The sequence below is a fragment of the Veillonella orientalis genome (genome assembly GCF_018406505.1).
Taxonomy (GTDB): Bacteria; Bacillota; Negativicutes; order Veillonellales; family Veillonellaceae; genus Veillonella; species Veillonella nakazawae.
In genome coordinates this window covers 699,330-719,958 of record NZ_AP022322.1, presented here as the reverse complement: position 1 = coordinate 719,958, position 20,629 = coordinate 699,330, and the positions used below count along the sequence as shown (strand labels likewise).

The window sequence follows — 20,629 nt, the reverse complement described above, 5'->3', positions numbered from 1 at the left end:
CTTATTCAATAATTAAATAATTATCTTCTAAACCTACAACAGTACCTCCGATTAGATCACCAATCTTATGTAATCCATCAGACTTTACTTTACCATTTACATACTCATTTGTTAAGCCCATATAATATCCATTCTCTTCTTTTTCGATGAGAATCTCACCAGGCTTACCAATGCGAGATTTTGCGTATGCTTCATAGCCAGATTGGCTAAGACCATTTAAAAGCGCTACACGAGTTTTCTTTACAGCTTCAGGTACTTGATCCGGCATAGTAGCTGCAGGTGTGCCCTCACGAATAGAGTATGGGAATGCATGAATATGGGTAAACCCAATTTCCCGTACTGTATTTAATGTTTCTTCAAAGTCTTCATCTGTTTCTTGCGGGAAACCTGCAATTATATCAGTCGTAATAGATAAATCTTTAATACGAGAACGCAAACTTGCAATCAAGTCTTTATATTCTTGCAATGTATAATGGCGTTTCATCAACTTTAATACATGATCAGAACCAGCTTGTAGTGGTAAATGTAAATGTGGACAAACACGTTTATTAGTAGCCATTAATTCTACTAACTCATCAGAAACCTCTACAGACTCAATAGACCCGAAACGAATACGATATAAATTAGGAATCTCTAATAAAGCTTTTACTACATCGGCTAATGTAGGGCGACCTGGCAATTCTACACCATAATTCCCCAAATGTATACCTGTTAATACAATTTCATGGAATCCATGGTCTACTAAACGTTTTGCTTCTTGTACAATATCATCTACTTTACGAGATTTTAATTTTCCTCGAGTATACGGAATGATACAAAAGGCACAGTAGTTATTACAACCTTCTTGAATTTTCATGAAAGCACGAGCTTTATCAGATTCATTACCATATAATGGCATTTCTTCAAAGTTAGACTCGTTCATAATATCTCTAACAGCATTGATTTGACGTTCTGTAGATTCTAATTGCTCTACTAGCTCAACGATTTTAGATCTATTATTGGTACCAATAACAAGGTTAACACCGTCAATAGCAGCAATCGCATCTGGATCAAGCTGAGCATAACAACCAGTAACGATTACATAAGCATCTTCATTTTGACGCTTTGCTTTCCGAATCAATTGACGGGATTTCTTTTCCCCCATATTGGTTACAGAACATGTATTAATTACATATATATCAGCTTTTTCATCGAAGTCTACTGCTTCGTAATTATTTTGTAAAAATAAACCTTTCATAGCATCTGTGTCATACTGATTGACACGACAGCCCAAGGTTGTAAAAGCAACGGTTTTCATTGCACCTCTCTATTCTTATTTAATTTATAGTTCTAATTCATATTGAATCATTGCTAATGATCCAATGGCAGCTGTTTCAGCTCGTAAAATAGTATTGCCCAGCGATACTGATTTGCCACCACTCTCTATAATAGCATTGATTTCCTTCTCTTGATAGCCCCCTTCAGGACCAACACAGATTAGAATATCAGTTATAGTTTGATTAGTGTGTACTGATTGTAGTGCATTTTTAATAGTATGACCATCTTCATTTTCATAAGCTACTAGTTTTAATGCGTCAGCTTCGATTGTTAATACTTGTGAAAGCGTTTCACCTACTACAAGTGTGGGCAGTTGATTGCGTCCACACTGTTGGGCTGCTTCTAGCATAATTTTTTCCCAACGACTGACTTTTGATTGTAGTTTCTTATCATCATATTTAGCTACACAGTTTGCCGTAGATACAAGATAAATGGTATCTACATTTAACTCCGTCGCCTTTTGTAATACCCATTCTAACTTTTCACCTTTCAATAAGGATTGAACTAGAATAGTTCGATACGACGATACATCAGACGCTACATATTCAATAAGTTTAGCCTGTGCTATACCATCCACTTCATCGGTAATCTGATAGATACCACAACGATTATCACCGCCCGTTACAGTAATGGGTTTCTCCATATTATAACGAAATACATGTAACACATGATGTGTCACATCTTTCGGTAATTCTATTCTTTCATCTAATGGTGTAGGAATAAAAATCTTTTTCATCGCTTTTCTAGCGCAAATGTATGCCAAGGCCCTGCAATGCGCTCCTCAATAATATGCCAATCAGCCTCAATATATGGCATAATCTCATCATGCCGATCATCTATAATGCCACTTATAATTAAAATCCCCTTATCTTCTAGTTTTTTACCAATTTGAGGTAATAGTATTTTAAGTGGATCCACTGTTAAGTTAGCTAAAATTAATTGGGCAGTATCATTGAAATCACTATCCAAATTACCACAAATAATCTCTGCAGATACATGATTATTCTCACAGTTAATACGAGCTTGATTGGCAGCATATTCCTCAATATCAATCCCAACCAAATGCTTGATCCCTAAATGTGCTGCTACCAATAAGAGAATACCCGTTCCTGTACCAATATCTAAACAAGTAACTTGATTAAGATCCATGGATTCACTATAAGATTTCAATAGTTCGGCACATGTACGTGTTGTCTCATGAGAGCCAGTACCAAAGGAAATATCGGAATCGATTTCTATAATTGTTTTATTGTGGACGTTATCATATTCTTGCCAAGCAGGTTTAATAATTAAATTAGGTAGAATTTCTGTAGGTTCAATATATTGCTGCCAAGAATTGAGCCATGTAGATTCATCTAATATATTTGTATCAACGGATGTGACACTAATATTTGCTTCTGTAAGACGTTTTTCTAAGTCTGACTTAATTGTATTAGAGTCCAATGATGGATCTGCATACATAGTTAATTTAATTAAATTTGGTTGATTTTCTACATCTTCTTCTATAATTCCATTGTCTGCATAATCGTCAAAAAGAGTAGTCACCTCATCGGTGGCTACTCTTTCACAGACAATGGATACTTCTATCCACTGCATATATGCTCCTTTATAGGGAATGTGACGGAACAAACCATTCCTTCACATGAGCTGTTCATTTAGTCAAAACGTCCTTAATTTTTTCAAAAAGACTTTTGCTCACTTGTAAGTTATTTACATCTTCGTTACTTTCGTTTGCAAAGCGTAATAACAACTCACGTTGAGTATCTGTCAACTTCTTAGGCGTTTGAACAGTTACCACAATATGTTGGTCCCCTCGTTGCTTAGGGTTACGCAAATATGGAATACCTTTGCCCTTTACGCGGAATGCCGTTCCCGTTTGAGTACCTTCCGGAATCTTTAACTCTACTTTACCATCTAAAGTGTTAACTTGTATAGTCGCACCTAATGCAGCTTGAGCAAAGCTAATATTTACACGGCTAATAACGTCATTACCATTTCGTTCAAATTCCTTATGAGGACGAACAAAAATATATACATAAAGATCGCCTTTAGGGCCACCTAAGATACCTGGTTCACCTTCATTAGCAACACGTAAGCGAGAACCACTATCTACACCTGCTGGAATTTTAATTGAAATCTTGCGTTTTGCAAGCATTTCACCTGTACCACGGCATTTAGAACAAGGTTTTTCAATGCTTTTACCAGTACCATGACAGCGAGAACAAGTGCGAACGGATTGCATACGCCCAAATGGAGTATTTTGAATAACCGCTTCTTGACCAGAACCATGACAGTTTGGACAAGTATCGACACGAGATCCTGGTTCACCACCAGTACCATGACAGTGATCACATTCTTCATGACGATGCACTTCTATTTCCATAGATTTACCAAAAGCTGCATCTTCAAAGGAAATATCAATATCTTCGCGCAAGTCATTGCCTTTTTGAGGGCCTTGTTGTTGGCGTCCACCGCCAAACATGCCTCCAAAAATGTCGCCAAAGATATCACCAAAGCCGCCAGATTGACCACCGAAACCTCCAAAGCCTCCTTGGAAACCACCGGCGCCAGCGCCGCCTCCTTGTTTGAAGGCGTCGTGGCCGAATTGGTCATATTGAGCTTTTTTAGTTTCGTCAGACAATACTTCGTAAGCTTCATTAGCTTCTTTAAACTTTGCTTCTGCTTCCTTAGGATTATCTTTATTTACATCTGGATGGTATTGGCGTGCCTTTTTACGGAAGGCTTTTTTGATTTCATCTTGAGAGGCATTTTTGCTAACCCCTAGGATGTCATAATAATCACGTGCCATTAGTTACCAACCCTTCTTATTTCTTGTCGTCATCCACTACTGTGTAATCAGCATCAACTACATTGTCATCAGATTTTGTTTGTTGTTGACCTTGATCTGCACCACCAGCTGCTTGTTGAGCTTGTTGTGCTGCTGCATACATTTGCTCAGCTAATTTATGTAATGGTTGTTCCAAAGCTTCACTGTCTTTTTTGATATCTTCGATGTTGCCTGCTTCGATAGATTTTTTCAATTTATCTTTTGCTTCTTCAACTTCTTTCAACAAAGCTGTGTCGCCTTTACCATCAAGTTCTTTCAATGCTTTTTCAGCTTGGTATACCAAGGAATCTGCATTGTTTTTAACATCTAATTCTTCTTTTCTAGCTTTATCTTCTGCTGCATGTGCTTCAGCTTCTTTAACCATGCGATCGATTTCGTCTTCTTTTAAACCGCTAGAAGAAGTGATTGTAATTTTTTGTTCTTTTTGAGTACCCAAGTCTTTTGCTTTTACATGTACGATACCATTAGCATCGATGTCGAATGTTACTTCGATTTGAGGAACCCCACGAGGAGCTGCTGGAATACCATCCAAGTTAAAGCGACCCAATGTTTTATTATCTGCTGCGAACTCACGTTCACCTTGTAATACATGGATATCTACAGATGGTTGATTATCTGCTGCAGTGGAGAATACTTGAGATTTAGATGTAGGAATTGTAGTGTTACGATCAATAATACGTGTGAATACACCACCCATTGTTTCAATACCAAGAGACAATGGAGTTACATCAAGTAACAATACGTCTTTAACTTCACCTACTAATACACCACCTTGAATAGCAGCACCAATAGCTACACATTCATCTGGGTTAACGTTTTTAGTTGGTTCTTTACCCAATACTTTTTTAATAGCGTCTTGTACAGCTGGAATACGGCTAGAACCACCAACTAACAACACTTTATCGATATCGGATGCAGATAAACCAGCATCGTTCATAGCTTTACGAGTAGGTTCGATAGTAGCTTGTACCAAATCAGCAGTTAATTCTTCGAATTTAGCACGAGTCAATGTTACATCCAAGTGTTTAGGACCAGTAGCATCAGCTGTAATGAATGGCAAATTGATATTTGTACTTGCTACGCCAGACAATTCAATTTTTGCTTTTTCAGCAGCTTCTTTTAAACGTTGATCAGCTAATTTATCATTGGATAAATCGATACCTGTTTCTTTTTTGAACTCTTCAATAAGGTAGTTCATAATGCGTTGGTCGAAGTCATCACCACCAAGATGGTTGTTACCAGATGTTGCTAATACTTCGAATACGCCATCGCCAAGTTCAAGAATGGATACGTCGAATGTACCACCACCAAGGTCAAATACAAGAACTTTACCATCTTCATCTTTATCTACGCCATATGCAAGAGCTGCTGCTGTTGGTTCGTTGATGATACGAAGTACTTCAAGGCCTGCAATAGCACCAGCGTCTTTAGTAGCTTGACGTTGAGCATCTGTAAAGTATGCAGGAACTGTGATAACTGCTTGTTTAACAGGTTCGCCCAAATATGCTTCTGCATCAGCTTTGATTTTTTGAAGAATCATTGCAGAAATTTCTTGAGGAGTATAAGACTTACCTTCTACAGTTACTTTGTAATCAGTACCCATGTGACGTTTAATAGAAATGATTGTGTTTTCTGGGTTAGATACAGCTTGACGTTTAGCCAATTGACCAACTAAACGTTCGCCATTTTTTGCAAAACCAACAACGGAAGGAGTTGTACGAGCGCCTTCTTGGTTAGTGATAACCGTAGGTTCGCCGCCTTCCATAACCGCAACACAAGAGTTTGTAGTACCTAAATCAATACCAATTACCTTTGCCATAATATATGCCTCCTAAAACCTTTATAATCTATTCAACAACTTTTACCATTGCTGGACGAATACAACGACCATCAACAGTATAGCCAGTTTGCAATACTTCACATACCGTATCAGATTCGTATTCATCTGACGGCACTCGCATAATCGCTTGATGGAAATTTGGATCAAATGGTTTACCCACCGCATCGATAACGGCTAAACCGTGTTTAGATAACATAGCCATCAAGTTTTGATGAATCATGATAAATCCATCAAGGAATACCTTTGCATCACCTTCTACTGGACTTTGAACAGCTCGTTCAAAGTTATCTAATACAGGAAGTAGATCTGTAAGTACATCCCCTTTAACATATCCTGCAAGTTGCTCTTTTTCTTGATTAGTACGACGTTTGAAGTTGTCGAAGTCCGCTTGTAAACGCTTATAGCGATTATCAAAGTCTGCTTTGAGCTCCTCTAATACTTGAGCTGCGTCCGCCACAACTTCTTCAGCTTCCTCAACAGCTGGCGTCTCTACATTTGTAGTTTCCACTGTTTCGTCCACTGTTTCTTGTTTAATGTCTTGTTCTTCAGCCATTACATGCCCTTTCTATTTTTGTTCTTTTACCATAGATTCCATTATATGTTTCATATGAGACAACATGCCAATGATACGACCATATTCCATTCGTGTCGGTCCTAGAATAGCAAGAGTACCGATAGGCTGATCTTGATTTGTAAAATCAGCTTGTACTACACTCATCGATTGAAGTGCTTCGGTATCATTTTCATTGCCAATCTTTACCTTTACAGGTGTAGGTGAATCATCCTTTAATAGTTGCCCCAATTGATTTTGTTCTTCCACTAATGAAAGTAAGGGTTGTACCTTTTCAACAGACTTAAACTCTGGTTGATTTAACAACTCTGTGGTACCTACAGAATAGAACAACTTACGTTTATTAATTGCTCGTAATAATGTTTCTGAAAGGATCATCAAAATCCCTTGTGGACCTTCCATATGAATCAATAGTGTTCCCAACGCTTCAGCCGTTACATGACCAATACCTATATTCTGTAAAGCATTGCTAAATTGCATAGCTAAACTTTGTAATAAATCAGGCGAAACGCCTTCAGTAAAGTACATTAATTCATTATCAAGAGCACCAGTCTCAGTAATAACAACCATAACAGCTTGATGTGAATCAAGCGGCAATACATGAATGTATTTGATTAATGCTCTATCATGGGCTGGAGCTAAGAACAAACTCATGCTATGGCTAACTTGTGATAATAATTTAGCCATATTTAAGAAGAGCTCACTGGTAGATCCATTAGAATGTTTCCATAACATTTCAATTTTCTCAGCATCCTGTAATGGAACAGGTTGTTGACTCAACATAGAATCAACATATAAGCGATAGCCTTTAGCTGAAGGAATACGTCCCGCCGATGTATGAGGTTGCTCCAAATAGCCTAACTCCTCTAAATCGGACATTTCATTTCGTACTGTTGCAGGACTAATACCAAGATTATAATTCTTTGCAATCGTCCTGGAACCTACAGGTTCAGCAGATTTAACGTAGTCTTCAATTATGGCTCGCAAGATGCGCTGTTTTCTTTCATCCATAATGACACCTCTTGTTAGCACTCATAAACTTTGAGTGCTAATCGCATGTATAATATTATCACATAGGAAAAAATTGTCAAGCAAAAAAATCCTTAAAAAGTCAAATAATATCTATTTAGTCAAAAAGACAATTGAATATTTTAAATTAATTAGTCAAAAAATCAAAGTGTAATAATAAAAAAACACTTATACTATCTACATTTATGTCATATTCTAAAATCTAAAAAGTAGAATATGATGGTCTAATAAAATTTATATTATTAAAACCATAAAATAGTATAAGTGTTTATATATGTCATAATTTTATTGTTAATAAAATTTGGAGAAAAACTAATAACTCTCTAGATAAACGTACAGATTAAGAACTATAAAACCATTAGCACTTAAAATATAGCAAATTATAGTTCTACACCTTCTAAGGGATTACCTAGGCGTTCTAATAGTTTTCCCATACGCTCACGGGGCTCGCCATGTTCTGCATACCAATCTACTAAGATATCTACAGCTTTTTTGGATTGCTCAACAGTAAGCTTTCTAGCCAATATTTTACCAGCCTCTGGTCGCATTCCTGTATTGCCACCAACAGCCAGCATAAAACCTTGGGATGTACCAATAAAAGCAATATCTTTTACCATTGCATCCGGGCAGTTACGACCACAGCCACTAATTCCAATTTTGCACTTGTGAGATGTTTTTCGGCCGTAATGTTTTCTCTCTACATAATCAGCCAATTCTTTAGTTTCCATTTGGCCATTTTTACAATAGCCTTTACCTACGCAAGCAATTAAGGAATTAACACCTCTATGAATAACAGTGGTTACGCCTTCTGGTAATTCAGAGATAAGTTGTTCCTTATCGTCTTTTTCAATACCTGTAATTTGTATACCTGTTACAACATGGCGGAAAGATCCACCATATTTTTCAGCTAATTCTATGCATGCCTTCATTTGATCTAAAGTAAATTCGTTATGTAAACCATGTAAAATAACAGATGTCTTCATCGTTCCTCCTCAAATCTAGCATGCTTATTCATCATCATCCTATTTATACTAACATATTAGATTTTGAGAAACTGTGAGAAATTACTCTCGAATAAATTGACTAAATACATAGTTACCATGCTTAGCCCCTTCAGAACTTAAATGATAACTACCATTTTGATACTCTAATAAGCCTTTAGTAACTAAATCTTCTAATATATTACCAAATAAATTATGAACAGATACGCCAAATCTATCCTCAAATTTTTGATCATCAAGACCCCATTTAGTGCGAAGTGCTAAGAAACAAAAGTCTTCTTGGGCCCGCTCTACAGTAATCGTCTCCGTATCGATAGTGGGCATAGTGTATCGATCAACGGATTGTATATAAGGCATTACATTTCGATTGTTACTACGGCGTATACCATCATAGAAGGAATGAGCTCCAGCACCAAAGCCTAAATAGTCTATATAGTGCCAATATTTTAAATTATGACGACTATAGGAATTACCCTTTGCGAAATTTGAAATCTCGTATCGCTCAAACCCTAGTTTTTTTAAACCAGCCATCATCGTATCATACATTGACTCATCTATACTTTCACTAGGAATAGAGATCAAGTTCTTTTGTACTAAATGATATAAATAAGTGCCTACCTCAACTTGTAAACCATACGTAGAAATATGATTAATTGGTAAATCTTTTACAATATTTAAATTATGCTGAATATCCTCTAAGGTTTGTCGTGGCAAACCATAAATCAAATCTATATTGATATCTGTAAAGCCTGCCTCTTTTGCTTCATAAACAGCTTGTTTAGCCTTTTCCCCATTATGACTGCGATGTAGCATGGTAAGCGCCTTATCATCAAAGGTTTGAACGCCAAAACTAATACGATTAAAGCCTAGTTTAACTAATTTAGTTAGATACTGTAAATCTACTTCCCCAGGATTGGACTCGATTGTCATATGACAGTTTTTATCGATAGTAAAAATACTTTTTATTTTATCAATAATCATCTGTAGCTGTTGAATTGATAATTCAGTAGGCGTACCACCACCAAAGTAAATCGTATCAATGGACCGCTCTTTAGATTCAGGATGTTCAGAAACCCAAAGATCCATCTCTTGTACTAAGGCATATACATAGGTTTCATAATAATCTTGTAAATTTTGATAGGCAGGAAAATCACAGTACATACATTTCTGTTTACAAAAAGGGATATGGACATACAAGCCCATATCCCCAAGTGTAGACAGATTCAAAGTATTAGAATCTGTTTTCATTATATTAGTCCTCAACCTTGAGAATAGCCATGAATGCTTCTTGTGGAATCTCTACAGAGCCCACTGACTTCATACGTTTCTTACCGGCTTTTTGTTTTTCTAAGAGTTTACGTTTACGAGAAATATCGCCACCATAACATTTTGCTAAAACGTCTTTACGCCAAGCCTTTACGGTTTCACGAGCCACAATTTTCGTGCCTACCGCTGCTTGAATTGGAATTTCAAACATTTGACGAGGAATCAATTCTTTTAATTTTTCAGCTAACGCACGTCCTCGTGTAGCAGCACGGTCTTTATGTACGATAATGGACAACGCATCTACTGGATCACCATTTAAAAGAATATCCATCTTAACCATTGGAGATTGTTTATAGCCAATCAATTCATAGTCAAGAGAAGCATAACCTTTTGTAGCGGATTTCAATTTATCAAAGTAGTCGTAAATAATTTCACTCAAAGGCAAGTGATACACAACAGATACACGTGTTTCATCCAAATATTCCATGGATTGATATTCACCACGTTTATCTTGAGATAACTCCATAATAGTACCAACAAAGTCTTTAGGCACAATTGTAGTAGCTTTTACATATGGTTCTTCAATGTAATCGATTTCAGTTGGTGGTGGTAATTTAGCAGGGTTATCCACTTCAAGCATTTCCCCATTCGTCTTATAAACCTTGTAGTTTACAGATGGAGCTGTTGTAATAAGAGATAAGTTATATTCACGCTCTAACCGTTCTTGAATTACATCCATATGTAAAAGTCCAAGGAAGCCACAACGGAAACCAAAACCCAATGCCAAAGATGTTTCAGCTTCATATTCTAAAGCAGCATCATTAAGCTGTAACTTCTCTAATGCATCACGAAGATTTTCGTAATCTTTAGACTCTGTCGGATAGAGACCACAATATACCATAGATACAGCCTTACGATAACCTGGTAATGGTTCTGGTGCAGGATTATCAGCTAATGTTACCGTATCACCTACGTGACAGTCCGCTACATTCTTAATACTTGCCGCAATACAACCTACCGAACCACATGGTAATTCCTGAACAGGCACAAGATTTGGTGTAAAGATACCAAGCTCTGTTACATCAAAATCCTTATTATCATGCATCATACGGATTGTGTCTTTTGTTTTAATAGTACCTTCTTTTACGCGCACATAAGCAATAGCACCTTTATAAGCATCAAAGCGGCTATCAAAAATCAATGCTCTTGTTGGTTCATCAGATTTATCTGGTGGTGCAGGCACCTTATTTACAATGGCTTCTAAAATATCTGGAATGCCAATGCCAGATTTAGCAGAACATAATACTGCTTCTGATGCGTCTAAACCAATGATATCTTCAATTTCATGTTTAACCCGATCAGGATCGGCAGAAGGCAAATCTATTTTATTGATAACAGGAATAATTTCAAGATCATGTTCTAAAGCGAGATATACATTCGCCAACGTTTGAGCCTCTACACCTTGTGCAGCATCTACTACTAGTAATGCACCATCACAAGCTGCAAGAGAACGAGATACTTCATAGCTGAAATCCACATGGCCAGGAGTATCGATAAGGTTTAAAGTATACTCTTCTCCATCTTGAGCTTTATACAAAATTCGAACAGATTGCGCTTTAATAGTAATACCACGTTCTCGTTCCAAATCCATGGAGTCTAGTACTTGCGCTTCCATTTCTCGTTTTTGTAATGTGCCAGTATATTCAATTAATCTGTCGGCGATGGTAGATTTACCATGGTCAATATGAGCTATAATACAGAAGTTTCTAATCTTTTTCGTTGACATACTATGTAAACAAGTTCAAGGAACTTGTATTCTCCTTTCTAACATACGCGATCGATAACAGCACCTCCTAATAGTTGAGTGCCATTATAAAAGGCTACGGACTGACCTGGTGTAATAGCCCGTTGTGGTTCTTCGAAGATAACTTCCATCGTATCATCATCTAAGATACGTGCAGTACAAGGTGAAGGATTTGCTGCATAGCGAATTTTACCTTCTGCTTTTAATTCTTTATGAATCGTATCATCCAGGAAATTATAGAACTTACAAATCATACGATTCGTAAAAAGTCGATCATTAGGACCTACAATGACTTCATTGCGTTCACCATTAAAGCCAATTACATATAATGGATGCTTATATGCAATTCCAAGGCCCTTACGTTGGCCTATAGTGTAGTTAAATAAACCATTGTGTTTACCTAATACCTCACCATCTTCAGTAACGATATTACCAGACTTTGGTTTATCCTTCATTTCTTCTACTACAAGCTTTTGATAGTTCCCATGAGGCAAGAAGCAAATATCTACACTATCTGGTTTTTTAGCTACTGGCAAATCATATTCAGCAGCTAATTTACGTGTTTCAGTCTTACATTGGCCACCTAGTGGGAACATGAGGTGACTCAAAATGCGTTGGTTCATATTGTACATAACATAGCTTTGGTCTTTGGTAGGATCAACGCCTTTATGTAATTCATATAAACCAGTTTGTTCATTATAATTAACCTGTGCATAATGGCCTGTAACCATATGTGTAGCACCAAGTTCAAGGGCTCGATTGAGCATCAAATCAAATTTGATATTTTTATTACAGAATACACAAGGATTTGGTGTACGACCATAGGCATATTCTTTTACGAAGTAATCTACCACATTATCGTAGAATACATCACGAGCATCAATAACATGATGCTCAATACCAAGAAAATCACACATCTTCTTCGCATCTGTTACAGCGAGAGGAACTGAATCATAAGGTGTACCACTCACCCACAGCCATAGGGTAATACCAAATACTTTATAGCCTTGTTTTAGTAGCATTGCAGCAGTTAAAGAACTGTCTACGCCGCCACTCATAGCTACAGCGATAACTTTTTCCATACTTTCTCCTTTTAATGATCTCTTGATCATAAAACTAATCAGGGTGAAAGCCTGACGTGTAAAACACTAGTTCGGTGTAAAAGTCCGAGTAGTATTGCTATGAAATTATAGCAACTTATATTATAGCCTAGAATTAGGTATATTGAAAAGATTTGAAATAAAAAGAATCCCTTTCATCAAAAGAAAGAGATTCTAATTATTATCTATGTTTTAGTAATTCTTCTGCAGCACCTAAAATACCTAGCATAGAATGTTCAAATACAAGTCCACCTTGCATAAAAATCGTATACGGAGGACGAACAGGACCATCTGCACTCAATTCAATAGAAGAGCCTTGTACAAAGGTACCACCAGCCATGATGATTTTATCTTCGTACCCAGGCATATCACCAGGAATTGGATGTACGTGAGCATCTACAGGGGAATATGCTTGCATACCTACACAGAAGTGCTCCATTTCTTCTCCATTTTTTAAATTGATAGCTTGGATTAAATCATAGCGATCAGCATTTACCTTAGGGAAGACATCATATCCTAATAATTCACCTACTGCAGCTGTATATACAGCCCCTTTAAGAGCTTGTAATACTACATGAGGAGCCATAAACAACCCTTGGAAGAATAAACGGTAACCAGGCGCATAAGAGCCCATATGATCACCAAGTCCAGGAGCAGTGAGTTGGTACGCTGCATCTTCAACTAAGTCTTCACGACCTACGATATAGCCACCTGTTGGTGCTAAGCCGCCCCCTGCATTTTTAATGAGCGAACCAGCCATAATATCTGCACCAGCTTCTAAAGGTTCTTGCAGTTCTGTAAACTCACCATAACAATTATCTACAAAACAAATAGTATTCGAGTTTTTAGCTTTTACGGCATCTACAATAATCTTAATATCTGCAATAGATAATGGTTCACGCGTACTATAACCACGAGAGCGTTGAATCACTACTACTCGCGTATTATCATTAACAGCATTAGCAATGGCTTCTACATCATAGGTATTGTCCTTTAACGGTACCTCAGTATAGGTAAACCCCTTTTCTACGAGAGATCCACGCACTTCACGAGATGCACCGATAACAGATTGCATCGTATCGTAAGGAGCCCCAACTGCATAGATAAATTCAGTCCCTTTTGAACCATTCCCCATTAAAGAAATCAAAGTTGTTGCTAGTGCATGAGTACCAGAAACAAAATGGGGACGAACAATGGCTTTTTCACCTTTAAATACATAGGCGAATACTTCATCTAACTTCTCACGGCCCACATCGTTATAACCATAACCAGTAGTACCTGTAAAATGATAATCAGATACTTGGCACTCTTTAAAGGCTTCTAATACCTTTTTTGTATTGGCTAATGCAATAGGTTCAAACTTTTTAAATTCAGGTTCAGCCATCTCAAGGGCTTTACTACGTATTTCTTCTAATGTCATGCTAATCCTTCTCTACGAATTAATTCCATAGCTTTATTAAATATAAAATCTTTAGATGTATTATTATCAATATGAATCCATTCAATATATGGCATGCGCTTATACCAAGTGATTTGTCGCTTGGCAAAATGACGAGTATTTTTCTTAATTAAATCTCTACATTCATCAAGGTTAATAGTGCCATTCATATAGTCTACAACCTCTTTATAACCAATCCCCTTAAAGGCTTGGCAATCTGGATTTACTCCAGACTTAATGAGTTGCTCAACCTCTTCAATTAAACCTGCATCAAACATCATATCAACGCGTAAATTAATGCGCTCATATAACTGATCACGATCTCTCATAAGACCAATAACAGGCCCTTTATAAGATATACCATCTTTAGTCTGATTACGTAACGAATCTATATCACCATGATGCAATATTTCAATAGCTCGATACAAACGATGCTTATCACTATATTGAATTTCTATATTATGTTTTCTTCCTAATGTGAAAGCATATTCTCGTAAACCATAAATACCTTTGGCATTAAATAGCTCATCTAGCTCTAATCGTAAACTTTCATCAGGCTTAACGTCATTAAAGTTATAGCTCTCTAATAACGATTGAACATATAACCCTGTACCACCAGACAGAATAGGTAGAATATTCCTATCATTTAATCTACCAATTATCTCTTTTGCTTGATTTTGGAAAATAGATACTGAATATGAATCATTTGGTTCTAATATATCGATAAGATGATGTTTCACACGCTTAAGTTCATCCACCGATGGTTTGGCGGTACCAATATTGAGTTGTTTATATACTTGGTAAGCATCACCAGAAATAACCTCAGCATGTAGCTGTTCTGCTAAGTCCAAGGTAAGATCTGTTTTTCCTACCGCCGTTGGTCCAACAATGGTAATTAAGGGATTCACATTAACTCCTTCATATATATTCCATAGCCTATACGACTATATTTTCCGCCCACCCATTGATGCGGTGGATAGTTTTGAAAGACCGAACTAAATGGTCGTTCTTTAATAATAACACCATACGTGGCAACACGCATAGCCTGTGCCATGATTTTATCCTCTATATGACTTTCCACAGTATGTCCCCGAAGAGGTTTGAATTGAGGACTTTCCTCTACAGGAACTTCAAACATAGGATCAAAATAAATAATATCAATACTATTGTCAGGTAGGTTTGGTAAATAGTGCTCAAAGGTATCATGATTTACTTTAATACGTCGCAATACATTCGTTACACTATCGTCACTATGAATATAATGAGCTAAACCATGACTAGTGGCAAGCCATATAGGTAAAGACCCTTCTAGACCAGTTATTTGAGCCTGTGGGTAACCATAACTCACTACAATACTGTCACTACCAAGACCAATTGTACAGTCGAAAAATGTAAATTTATCTCTATTAGATAATCCTTTTTTATCTAATATGACTTGTACCGCATTAATTAGATGATCGCCTTCACCGCGTTGTAAACGCAATATACGTAATTGAGCCATAGACAAATGAAAGGTATGTTGTTGATTTTCTGGAAAATGAATCGTTAATCCAGAACCAGCAAGAACCGCAATATATTCGCATTGATACTTACCGAATAAGGCTGGTATCGATGTTTTACCTCGTTTAATATATGTCATATGCATAGAGGAAGCCAGTGCTTTGGCTTCCTCCTGAATGGCCTCATTAGATTTTTGAGATGTCGTTAGTATATTCATATTAAGACCGTAAGAATAATTTACCTAATTCATCAGGTGTAAACTTGATTATCGTTGGACGACCATGAGGGCATACGTACGGTTTCTCTGTACTAAAGAGATCCTCAATTAAGGTAGTCATTTGATACATATTTAAATTATGACCTGCCTTAATGGCTCCTCTACAAGATGCATACGCTAGCATTTCATGACGTAACTGAGCCTTGGTAGGCTGTTGGTGTTCGTGTAAGTAAGAAAATACATATTGGAGAATTTCAAAAGCCTTTGACTCTACTAAATCTACAGGAGCCCCTACCAATTTAATTTTCGTAGGACCACCTAACTCTACATCAAACCCAAGATCTAGTAAGGTTTCACGCTCTTCCTCTACCAAATTCATTTCATCATCTGTAGCCTCACTATATTGAGGCACCAGAATAGATTGCATAGGAATGGATTCAGAAGACTTACAAAGTTTATCATAACGTACACGTTCATGAGCTGCGTGTTGGTCTATTATGTAGAGATCATCACCCTTTTTAGCCAAAATATAACAAGAAGCGACTTGCCCCATAGGTAAGAATCCAGAATTTTGAATAGTACGCTCCTCTGTATTTTCTTTACGAATATCTTGAGCTAAAGACTTAAATTTATCAACGTCTTCCTTCGTATAACTAGTATATTCAGTAGGAACAGCATCGAAGCTTTCGTCTGTAAAGGACGACTGTTCATAAGTAGCCTTTGGCGGAGGTGGTGTAAAACCCTTAGTTTTAAGACTCTCTACAAACTGTGTAGTCTCACCGCGCATGACTTCGTATCCTTTAGTACGGCGACTACCAAATACTTTGTCATAATCTACCGCAGTAGCTATATGCTCAGCAGACTGTATCTCATCTTGTACAACAGAAGGTATTCTATACGAATCATATGTACTATTGCCATGATGAGATAAACTACCATAAGAACTAGAATTAGTAACTGTAGCATTCCTGTTAGTATTTACGTCATTACTATTGGTTTCGTTATTGCGGAAATCAGCTCCATTATTAATTGTGCCATTTATATAAGAAGATGATTCTCGTTCGTATCGCTCATGGAGAGGATTATTTAAGGCGTTTAAAATACCATGATAAACAGCTTTAAATATTATCTTATCATCTGAGAATTTTACTTCACTCTTTCGTGGATGAACGTTAATATCAACCATACCAGCAGGTACAGTAATATTAAGTACCACTAAAGGATGACCGTTTTTAGGTAATAATGCATGGTAAGCATTATCGATAGCCTTCATTATTGTTTTATCGGAAATAACACGGTTATTAACGATAATAGTTTGCCAAATTCTTGTACTTTTAAGAAGTGTTGGTTTACTCACTACACCATCGATATAAATAGAGTCACTTTCATAAGCAACAGTGAAAATATCATCTTTCGTTTTATAGCCATATAATGCGGCTACCGTATCACCAATATTGCCGTTTCCAGGCGTAATAATAGCCACACGGTCATCTACGATGAGTTTAAAAGAAATATGTGGGTTACTAAGGGCCAGTTTGCCTACAATATCTTGAATTTTAGAAGATTCGGTACGCTCTGTTTTCAAGAATTTGCGACGTGCTGGCGTATTATAAAACAAATCTTTAATTTCAATTGTCGTACCAGGTGCCGCACCATAAGGAATACAATCGGTGAAAGTACCACCATCTACGGTAATACGAGTGCCCAAATCAGAGTCAGCTTTACGTGTAGTCAAAGAAAAATGAGACACCGAGGCAATACTAGCCAAAGCCTCCCCACGAAAGCCGAGGGATGCTATATCAAATAAATCCTCTACCTGTTGTATTTTAGAGGTAGCATGACGCAAAATTGCCAGGCGTGCATCTTCCTCTGTCATACCGATACCATTATCGGTAATCCTCATGTAAGCTACACCGCCATCGCCGATTTCAACCTCAATATTAGTGGCGGACGCATCAATGGAGTTTTCAATGAGCTCTTTAATAACTGATGCGGGACGTTCCACAACTTCACCAGCAGCTATCTTATTGATTGTGGTTTCATCCAATACATGAATGGTTGCCATTATTTCCCGCCTCCTTTACGAGCCTCCTCTTGTAGTTCATATAATTTATTTAATGCTTCAATCGGTGTCATACTCATTACATCCACTTCGAGTAAGCTATCGACTACAGAATGAGTAAATAAGTTACCTAGTGAAGAATCACTCACTTGTTTAGTAACTGGCTTCACGACATTATTAAGTTGAGCTCCCATAACACGATTATTTAAATCACTAGCATCATGACTTTGGTCTTCCAAAGATTCCAAAATTACCTCTGCACGTTTTAACACAGAATTTGGCAATCCTGCCAATCTCGCTACATGAATACCATAGCTTCGATCTGCGCCACCTCTGATGATGCGGCGCAAGAATGCCACATCCTTACCTTTTTCTTTTACAGCTACAGTGTAATTCTTTAATTTACTATAGCTTTCTTCTAAACTAATTAGCTCATGGTAATGGGTAGCAAATAATGTCTTGCCGTGAATATGCTTACAAATATGCTCAACTACAGCTTGAGCGATACTTAAACCATCAAATGTACTAGTGCCACGACCAATTTCATCTAAGATGATTAAGCTGTTATGTGTAGCATTCTCTAAAATATAGGCTACCTCTTTCATTTCTACCATGAACGTACTTTGACCAGTAGAAATATCATCACTAGCACCTACACGGGTAAAGATGCGATCCACTGGAGAAATAGATGCTTCACGGGCAGGAATAAAGGAGCCTATTTGAGCCATAATCATCAAAATAGCAGCTTGACGCATATATGTTGATTTACCGGCCATATTAGGACCTGTAATGAGCAAGAATTCCTCATCATCATGATTTAAAACGATATCATTTGGTACAAAAACTTCACGCTTCAAGAATTTTTCAATTACAGGATGACGACCATCTCGAATATTGATTTGGCCATTCATTACGATGGTAGGGCAAATATAATTTTCTTCGTAACCTACTAGTGCCAAAGAACACAATACATCAAGCTCAGCAAGAGCACGAGCTGTTTCTTGTACCTCTTTAATAACAAGTTTTATATCATTTCGTAATTGTTGATATAATTCATGTTCTAAAGCGATTATCTTGTCTTTAGCGCTAAGAATTTTGATTTCAAATTCCTTTAACTCAGGCGTAATATAACGCTCTGCATTAGCTAAAGTTTGTTTTCGAATAAAGTAATCAGGTACTTGTTCAGATTTACTATGGGATACTTCAAAGTAATATCCAAATACCTTATTATAACCAGTTTTAATTTTAGATAAACCAGTAGCCTCTTTAATATCAGCTTCCATCTTAGCTAGCCATTGCTCACTATTAGTAGCTAAAGAACGTAGTTCATCTAAATCTGGATTGAAACCATCTTTAATAACTCGGCCTTCTTTTAATGTCAATGCTGGTTGGTCAGCAATAGCAAGACATAATAAATCATAAATGTCTTTATGATCTTGGATGCGGTCATTAATAGATGTTAATGCTAAACTTGAGCATGTACCTAATACATTTTTAATATCTGGCAATACTGCTAGAGATTCACGAAGAGCCGTTAAATCTCTAGGTGACACAGAACCTGTTTCTACACGACCTACGATGCGCTCAAAATCATAAATACAATCTAATAAGCTACGCATATGAGACCGTTCAGCACCGCGTGTAATAAGTTCTGCTACGGCAGCTTGTCTACGTTGAATTTGATTTACATCAGTCAACGGACTTTCAAGCCATTGTTTTAATAGGCGCGCCCCCATTGGTGTCAATGTTCGATCAAGTACATCGAGTAATGTACCTTTTTGACCGCCATCACGTAAATTATGGGTAATTTCAAGATGACGTAAGGAAGATGTATCTAAGATTAGACGATTACCTACACTCAATTGATGTACATAGTTAATATGGGAAATTTCAGTCTTAATAATATCCTCTAAATATAAAAGCATATACCCTAATGCTTCCCATACATCCTCTTCCATAAGGCCTAAATCACCAAAGTGAGTAACTGCTTTTTCCGCTACCTCTCGTTGTGTATGATATGTACTAAATGGAGATAATACAATATTGCTGAATTGATTATCCATAAAGTCTTTTATATCTTGCGGTAATACAGTTCCTTCAGGCAATATAATTTCACTTGGACGATACATACTGAGTGCATCAAACATATCACTTCGTTTTTCACAATCAGTAATACGATGCCAAATAACTTCCCCAGTAGATACATCTGAAAATACGAGTATCCATGCATCTTTTACCATATAAAATAACGATAAAAAATTGTTTGACCGTGCATCATTACCATTTTCAGTCATTACAGTTCCCGGTGTAATAACCTTAATAACGTCACGCTTAACAATACCCTTAACTGCTTTAGGATCTTCTAATTGTTCACAAATAGCAACTTTATAACCTTTTTTTACCAATGTTTCTATATAACTTTCAGCAGCATGAAAAGGAACGCCACACATTGGTGTGCGTTCCTCATCTCCTGTTGGGCGACCGGTTAAGGTTATATTAAGTTCACGAGATGCAATTAATGCATCATCATTAAATAATTCATAAAAGTCACCTAATCGAAAGAACAGTAATTCTTCAGAATATCTAGATTTAATATCTAAATACTGCTCCATCATAGGTGTTTGCTTTTTTGCCAT

16 protein-coding genes are annotated in these 20,629 nt (G+C 36.9%); all 16 read right to left on the bottom strand.

Annotation, left to right across the window (positions count from 1 at the left end):
• Window position 1: 1 nt before the first annotated feature.
• Window positions 2–1,297 carry a tRNA (N(6)-L-threonylcarbamoyladenosine(37)-C(2))-methylthiotransferase MtaB gene (gene mtaB, locus VEIS1202513_RS03245; RefSeq protein WP_105085591.1) on the bottom strand — a complete coding sequence of 432 codons (1,296 nt, stop codon included), beginning with the start codon at window positions 1,295–1,297 and terminating at the stop codon, window positions 2–4.
• A gap of 24 nt (window positions 1,298–1,321) precedes the next feature.
• A complete protein-coding gene (locus VEIS1202513_RS03240; RefSeq protein WP_213467821.1) occupies window positions 1,322–2,053 on the bottom strand; it encodes an RsmE family RNA methyltransferase in 732 nt (243 codons plus the stop codon).
• Entirely contained in the window at window positions 2,050–2,913 is an 864-nt protein-coding gene (locus VEIS1202513_RS03235; protein ID WP_213467820.1) for a 50S ribosomal protein L11 methyltransferase, read from the bottom strand. Before VEIS1202513_RS03235 ends, VEIS1202513_RS03240 begins: the two co-directional genes overlap by 4 nt.
• 55 nt (window positions 2,914–2,968) lie before the next feature.
• Entirely contained in the window at window positions 2,969–4,126 is a 1,158-nt protein-coding gene (gene dnaJ / locus VEIS1202513_RS03230) for a molecular chaperone DnaJ (protein ID WP_213467819.1), read from the bottom strand.
• A 16-nt stretch (window positions 4,127–4,142) separates the two neighbouring features.
• Window positions 4,143–5,984: a molecular chaperone DnaK gene (gene dnaK, locus VEIS1202513_RS03225; RefSeq protein WP_060924624.1), complete on the bottom strand. Its 1,842-nt coding sequence runs from the start codon at window positions 5,982–5,984 to the stop codon at window positions 4,143–4,145.
• A 28-nt stretch (window positions 5,985–6,012) separates the two neighbouring features.
• The gene (grpE, locus tag VEIS1202513_RS03220) at window positions 6,013–6,558 is read right to left on the bottom strand and encodes a nucleotide exchange factor GrpE (RefSeq protein ID WP_105089164.1); all 546 of its coding nucleotides are present in this window, start codon (window positions 6,556–6,558) and stop codon (window positions 6,013–6,015) included.
• Between the two features lie 12 nt (window positions 6,559–6,570).
• Window positions 6,571–7,587, bottom strand: a complete 1,017-nt coding sequence (gene hrcA, locus VEIS1202513_RS03215; RefSeq protein ID WP_213467818.1) for a heat-inducible transcriptional repressor HrcA — start codon at window positions 7,585–7,587, stop codon at window positions 6,571–6,573.
• Between the two features lie 398 nt (window positions 7,588–7,985).
• Window positions 7,986–8,588, bottom strand: a complete 603-nt coding sequence (locus VEIS1202513_RS03210) for a nitrite/sulfite reductase domain-containing protein (protein WP_105094347.1) — start codon at window positions 8,586–8,588, stop codon at window positions 7,986–7,988.
• A gap of 81 nt (window positions 8,589–8,669) precedes the next feature.
• On the bottom strand, window positions 8,670–9,854 hold the full coding sequence (gene hemW, locus VEIS1202513_RS03205; protein ID WP_213467817.1) for a radical SAM family heme chaperone HemW: 1,185 nt from the start codon (window positions 9,852–9,854) through the stop codon (window positions 8,670–8,672).
• Between the two features lie 4 nt (window positions 9,855–9,858).
• Window positions 9,859–11,658, bottom strand: a complete 1,800-nt coding sequence (gene lepA, locus VEIS1202513_RS03200; RefSeq protein WP_213467816.1) for a translation elongation factor 4 — start codon at window positions 11,656–11,658, stop codon at window positions 9,859–9,861.
• A 38-nt stretch (window positions 11,659–11,696) separates the two neighbouring features.
• Window positions 11,697–12,758 (bottom strand): tRNA 2-thiouridine(34) synthase MnmA, encoded by a 1,062-nt coding sequence (mnmA, locus tag VEIS1202513_RS03195; RefSeq protein WP_105094344.1) that lies wholly within the window; start codon window positions 12,756–12,758, stop codon window positions 11,697–11,699.
• Between the two features lie 199 nt (window positions 12,759–12,957).
• Complete coding sequence (locus tag VEIS1202513_RS03190; protein ID WP_213467815.1) at window positions 12,958–14,196, bottom strand: methionine gamma-lyase family protein; 1,239 nt, start codon at window positions 14,194–14,196, stop codon at window positions 12,958–12,960.
• Window positions 14,193–15,122: a tRNA (adenosine(37)-N6)-dimethylallyltransferase MiaA gene (gene miaA, locus VEIS1202513_RS03185; protein WP_213467814.1), complete on the bottom strand. Its 930-nt coding sequence runs from the start codon at window positions 15,120–15,122 to the stop codon at window positions 14,193–14,195. Before miaA ends, VEIS1202513_RS03190 begins: the two co-directional genes overlap by 4 nt.
• Window positions 15,119–15,931, bottom strand: coding sequence for a class I SAM-dependent methyltransferase (locus VEIS1202513_RS03180; protein WP_105094341.1), 813 nt, complete (start codon window positions 15,929–15,931; stop codon window positions 15,119–15,121). Before VEIS1202513_RS03180 ends, miaA begins: the two co-directional genes overlap by 4 nt.
• Before the next feature lies 1 nt (window position 15,932).
• Window positions 15,933–17,996, bottom strand: a complete 2,064-nt coding sequence (gene mutL, locus VEIS1202513_RS03175; RefSeq protein WP_105094340.1) for a DNA mismatch repair endonuclease MutL — start codon at window positions 17,994–17,996, stop codon at window positions 15,933–15,935.
• Window positions 17,996–20,629 carry a DNA mismatch repair protein MutS gene (gene mutS, locus VEIS1202513_RS03170; protein WP_105094339.1) on the bottom strand — a complete coding sequence of 878 codons (2,634 nt, stop codon included), beginning with the start codon at window positions 20,627–20,629 and terminating at the stop codon, window positions 17,996–17,998. Before mutS ends, mutL begins: the two co-directional genes overlap by 1 nt.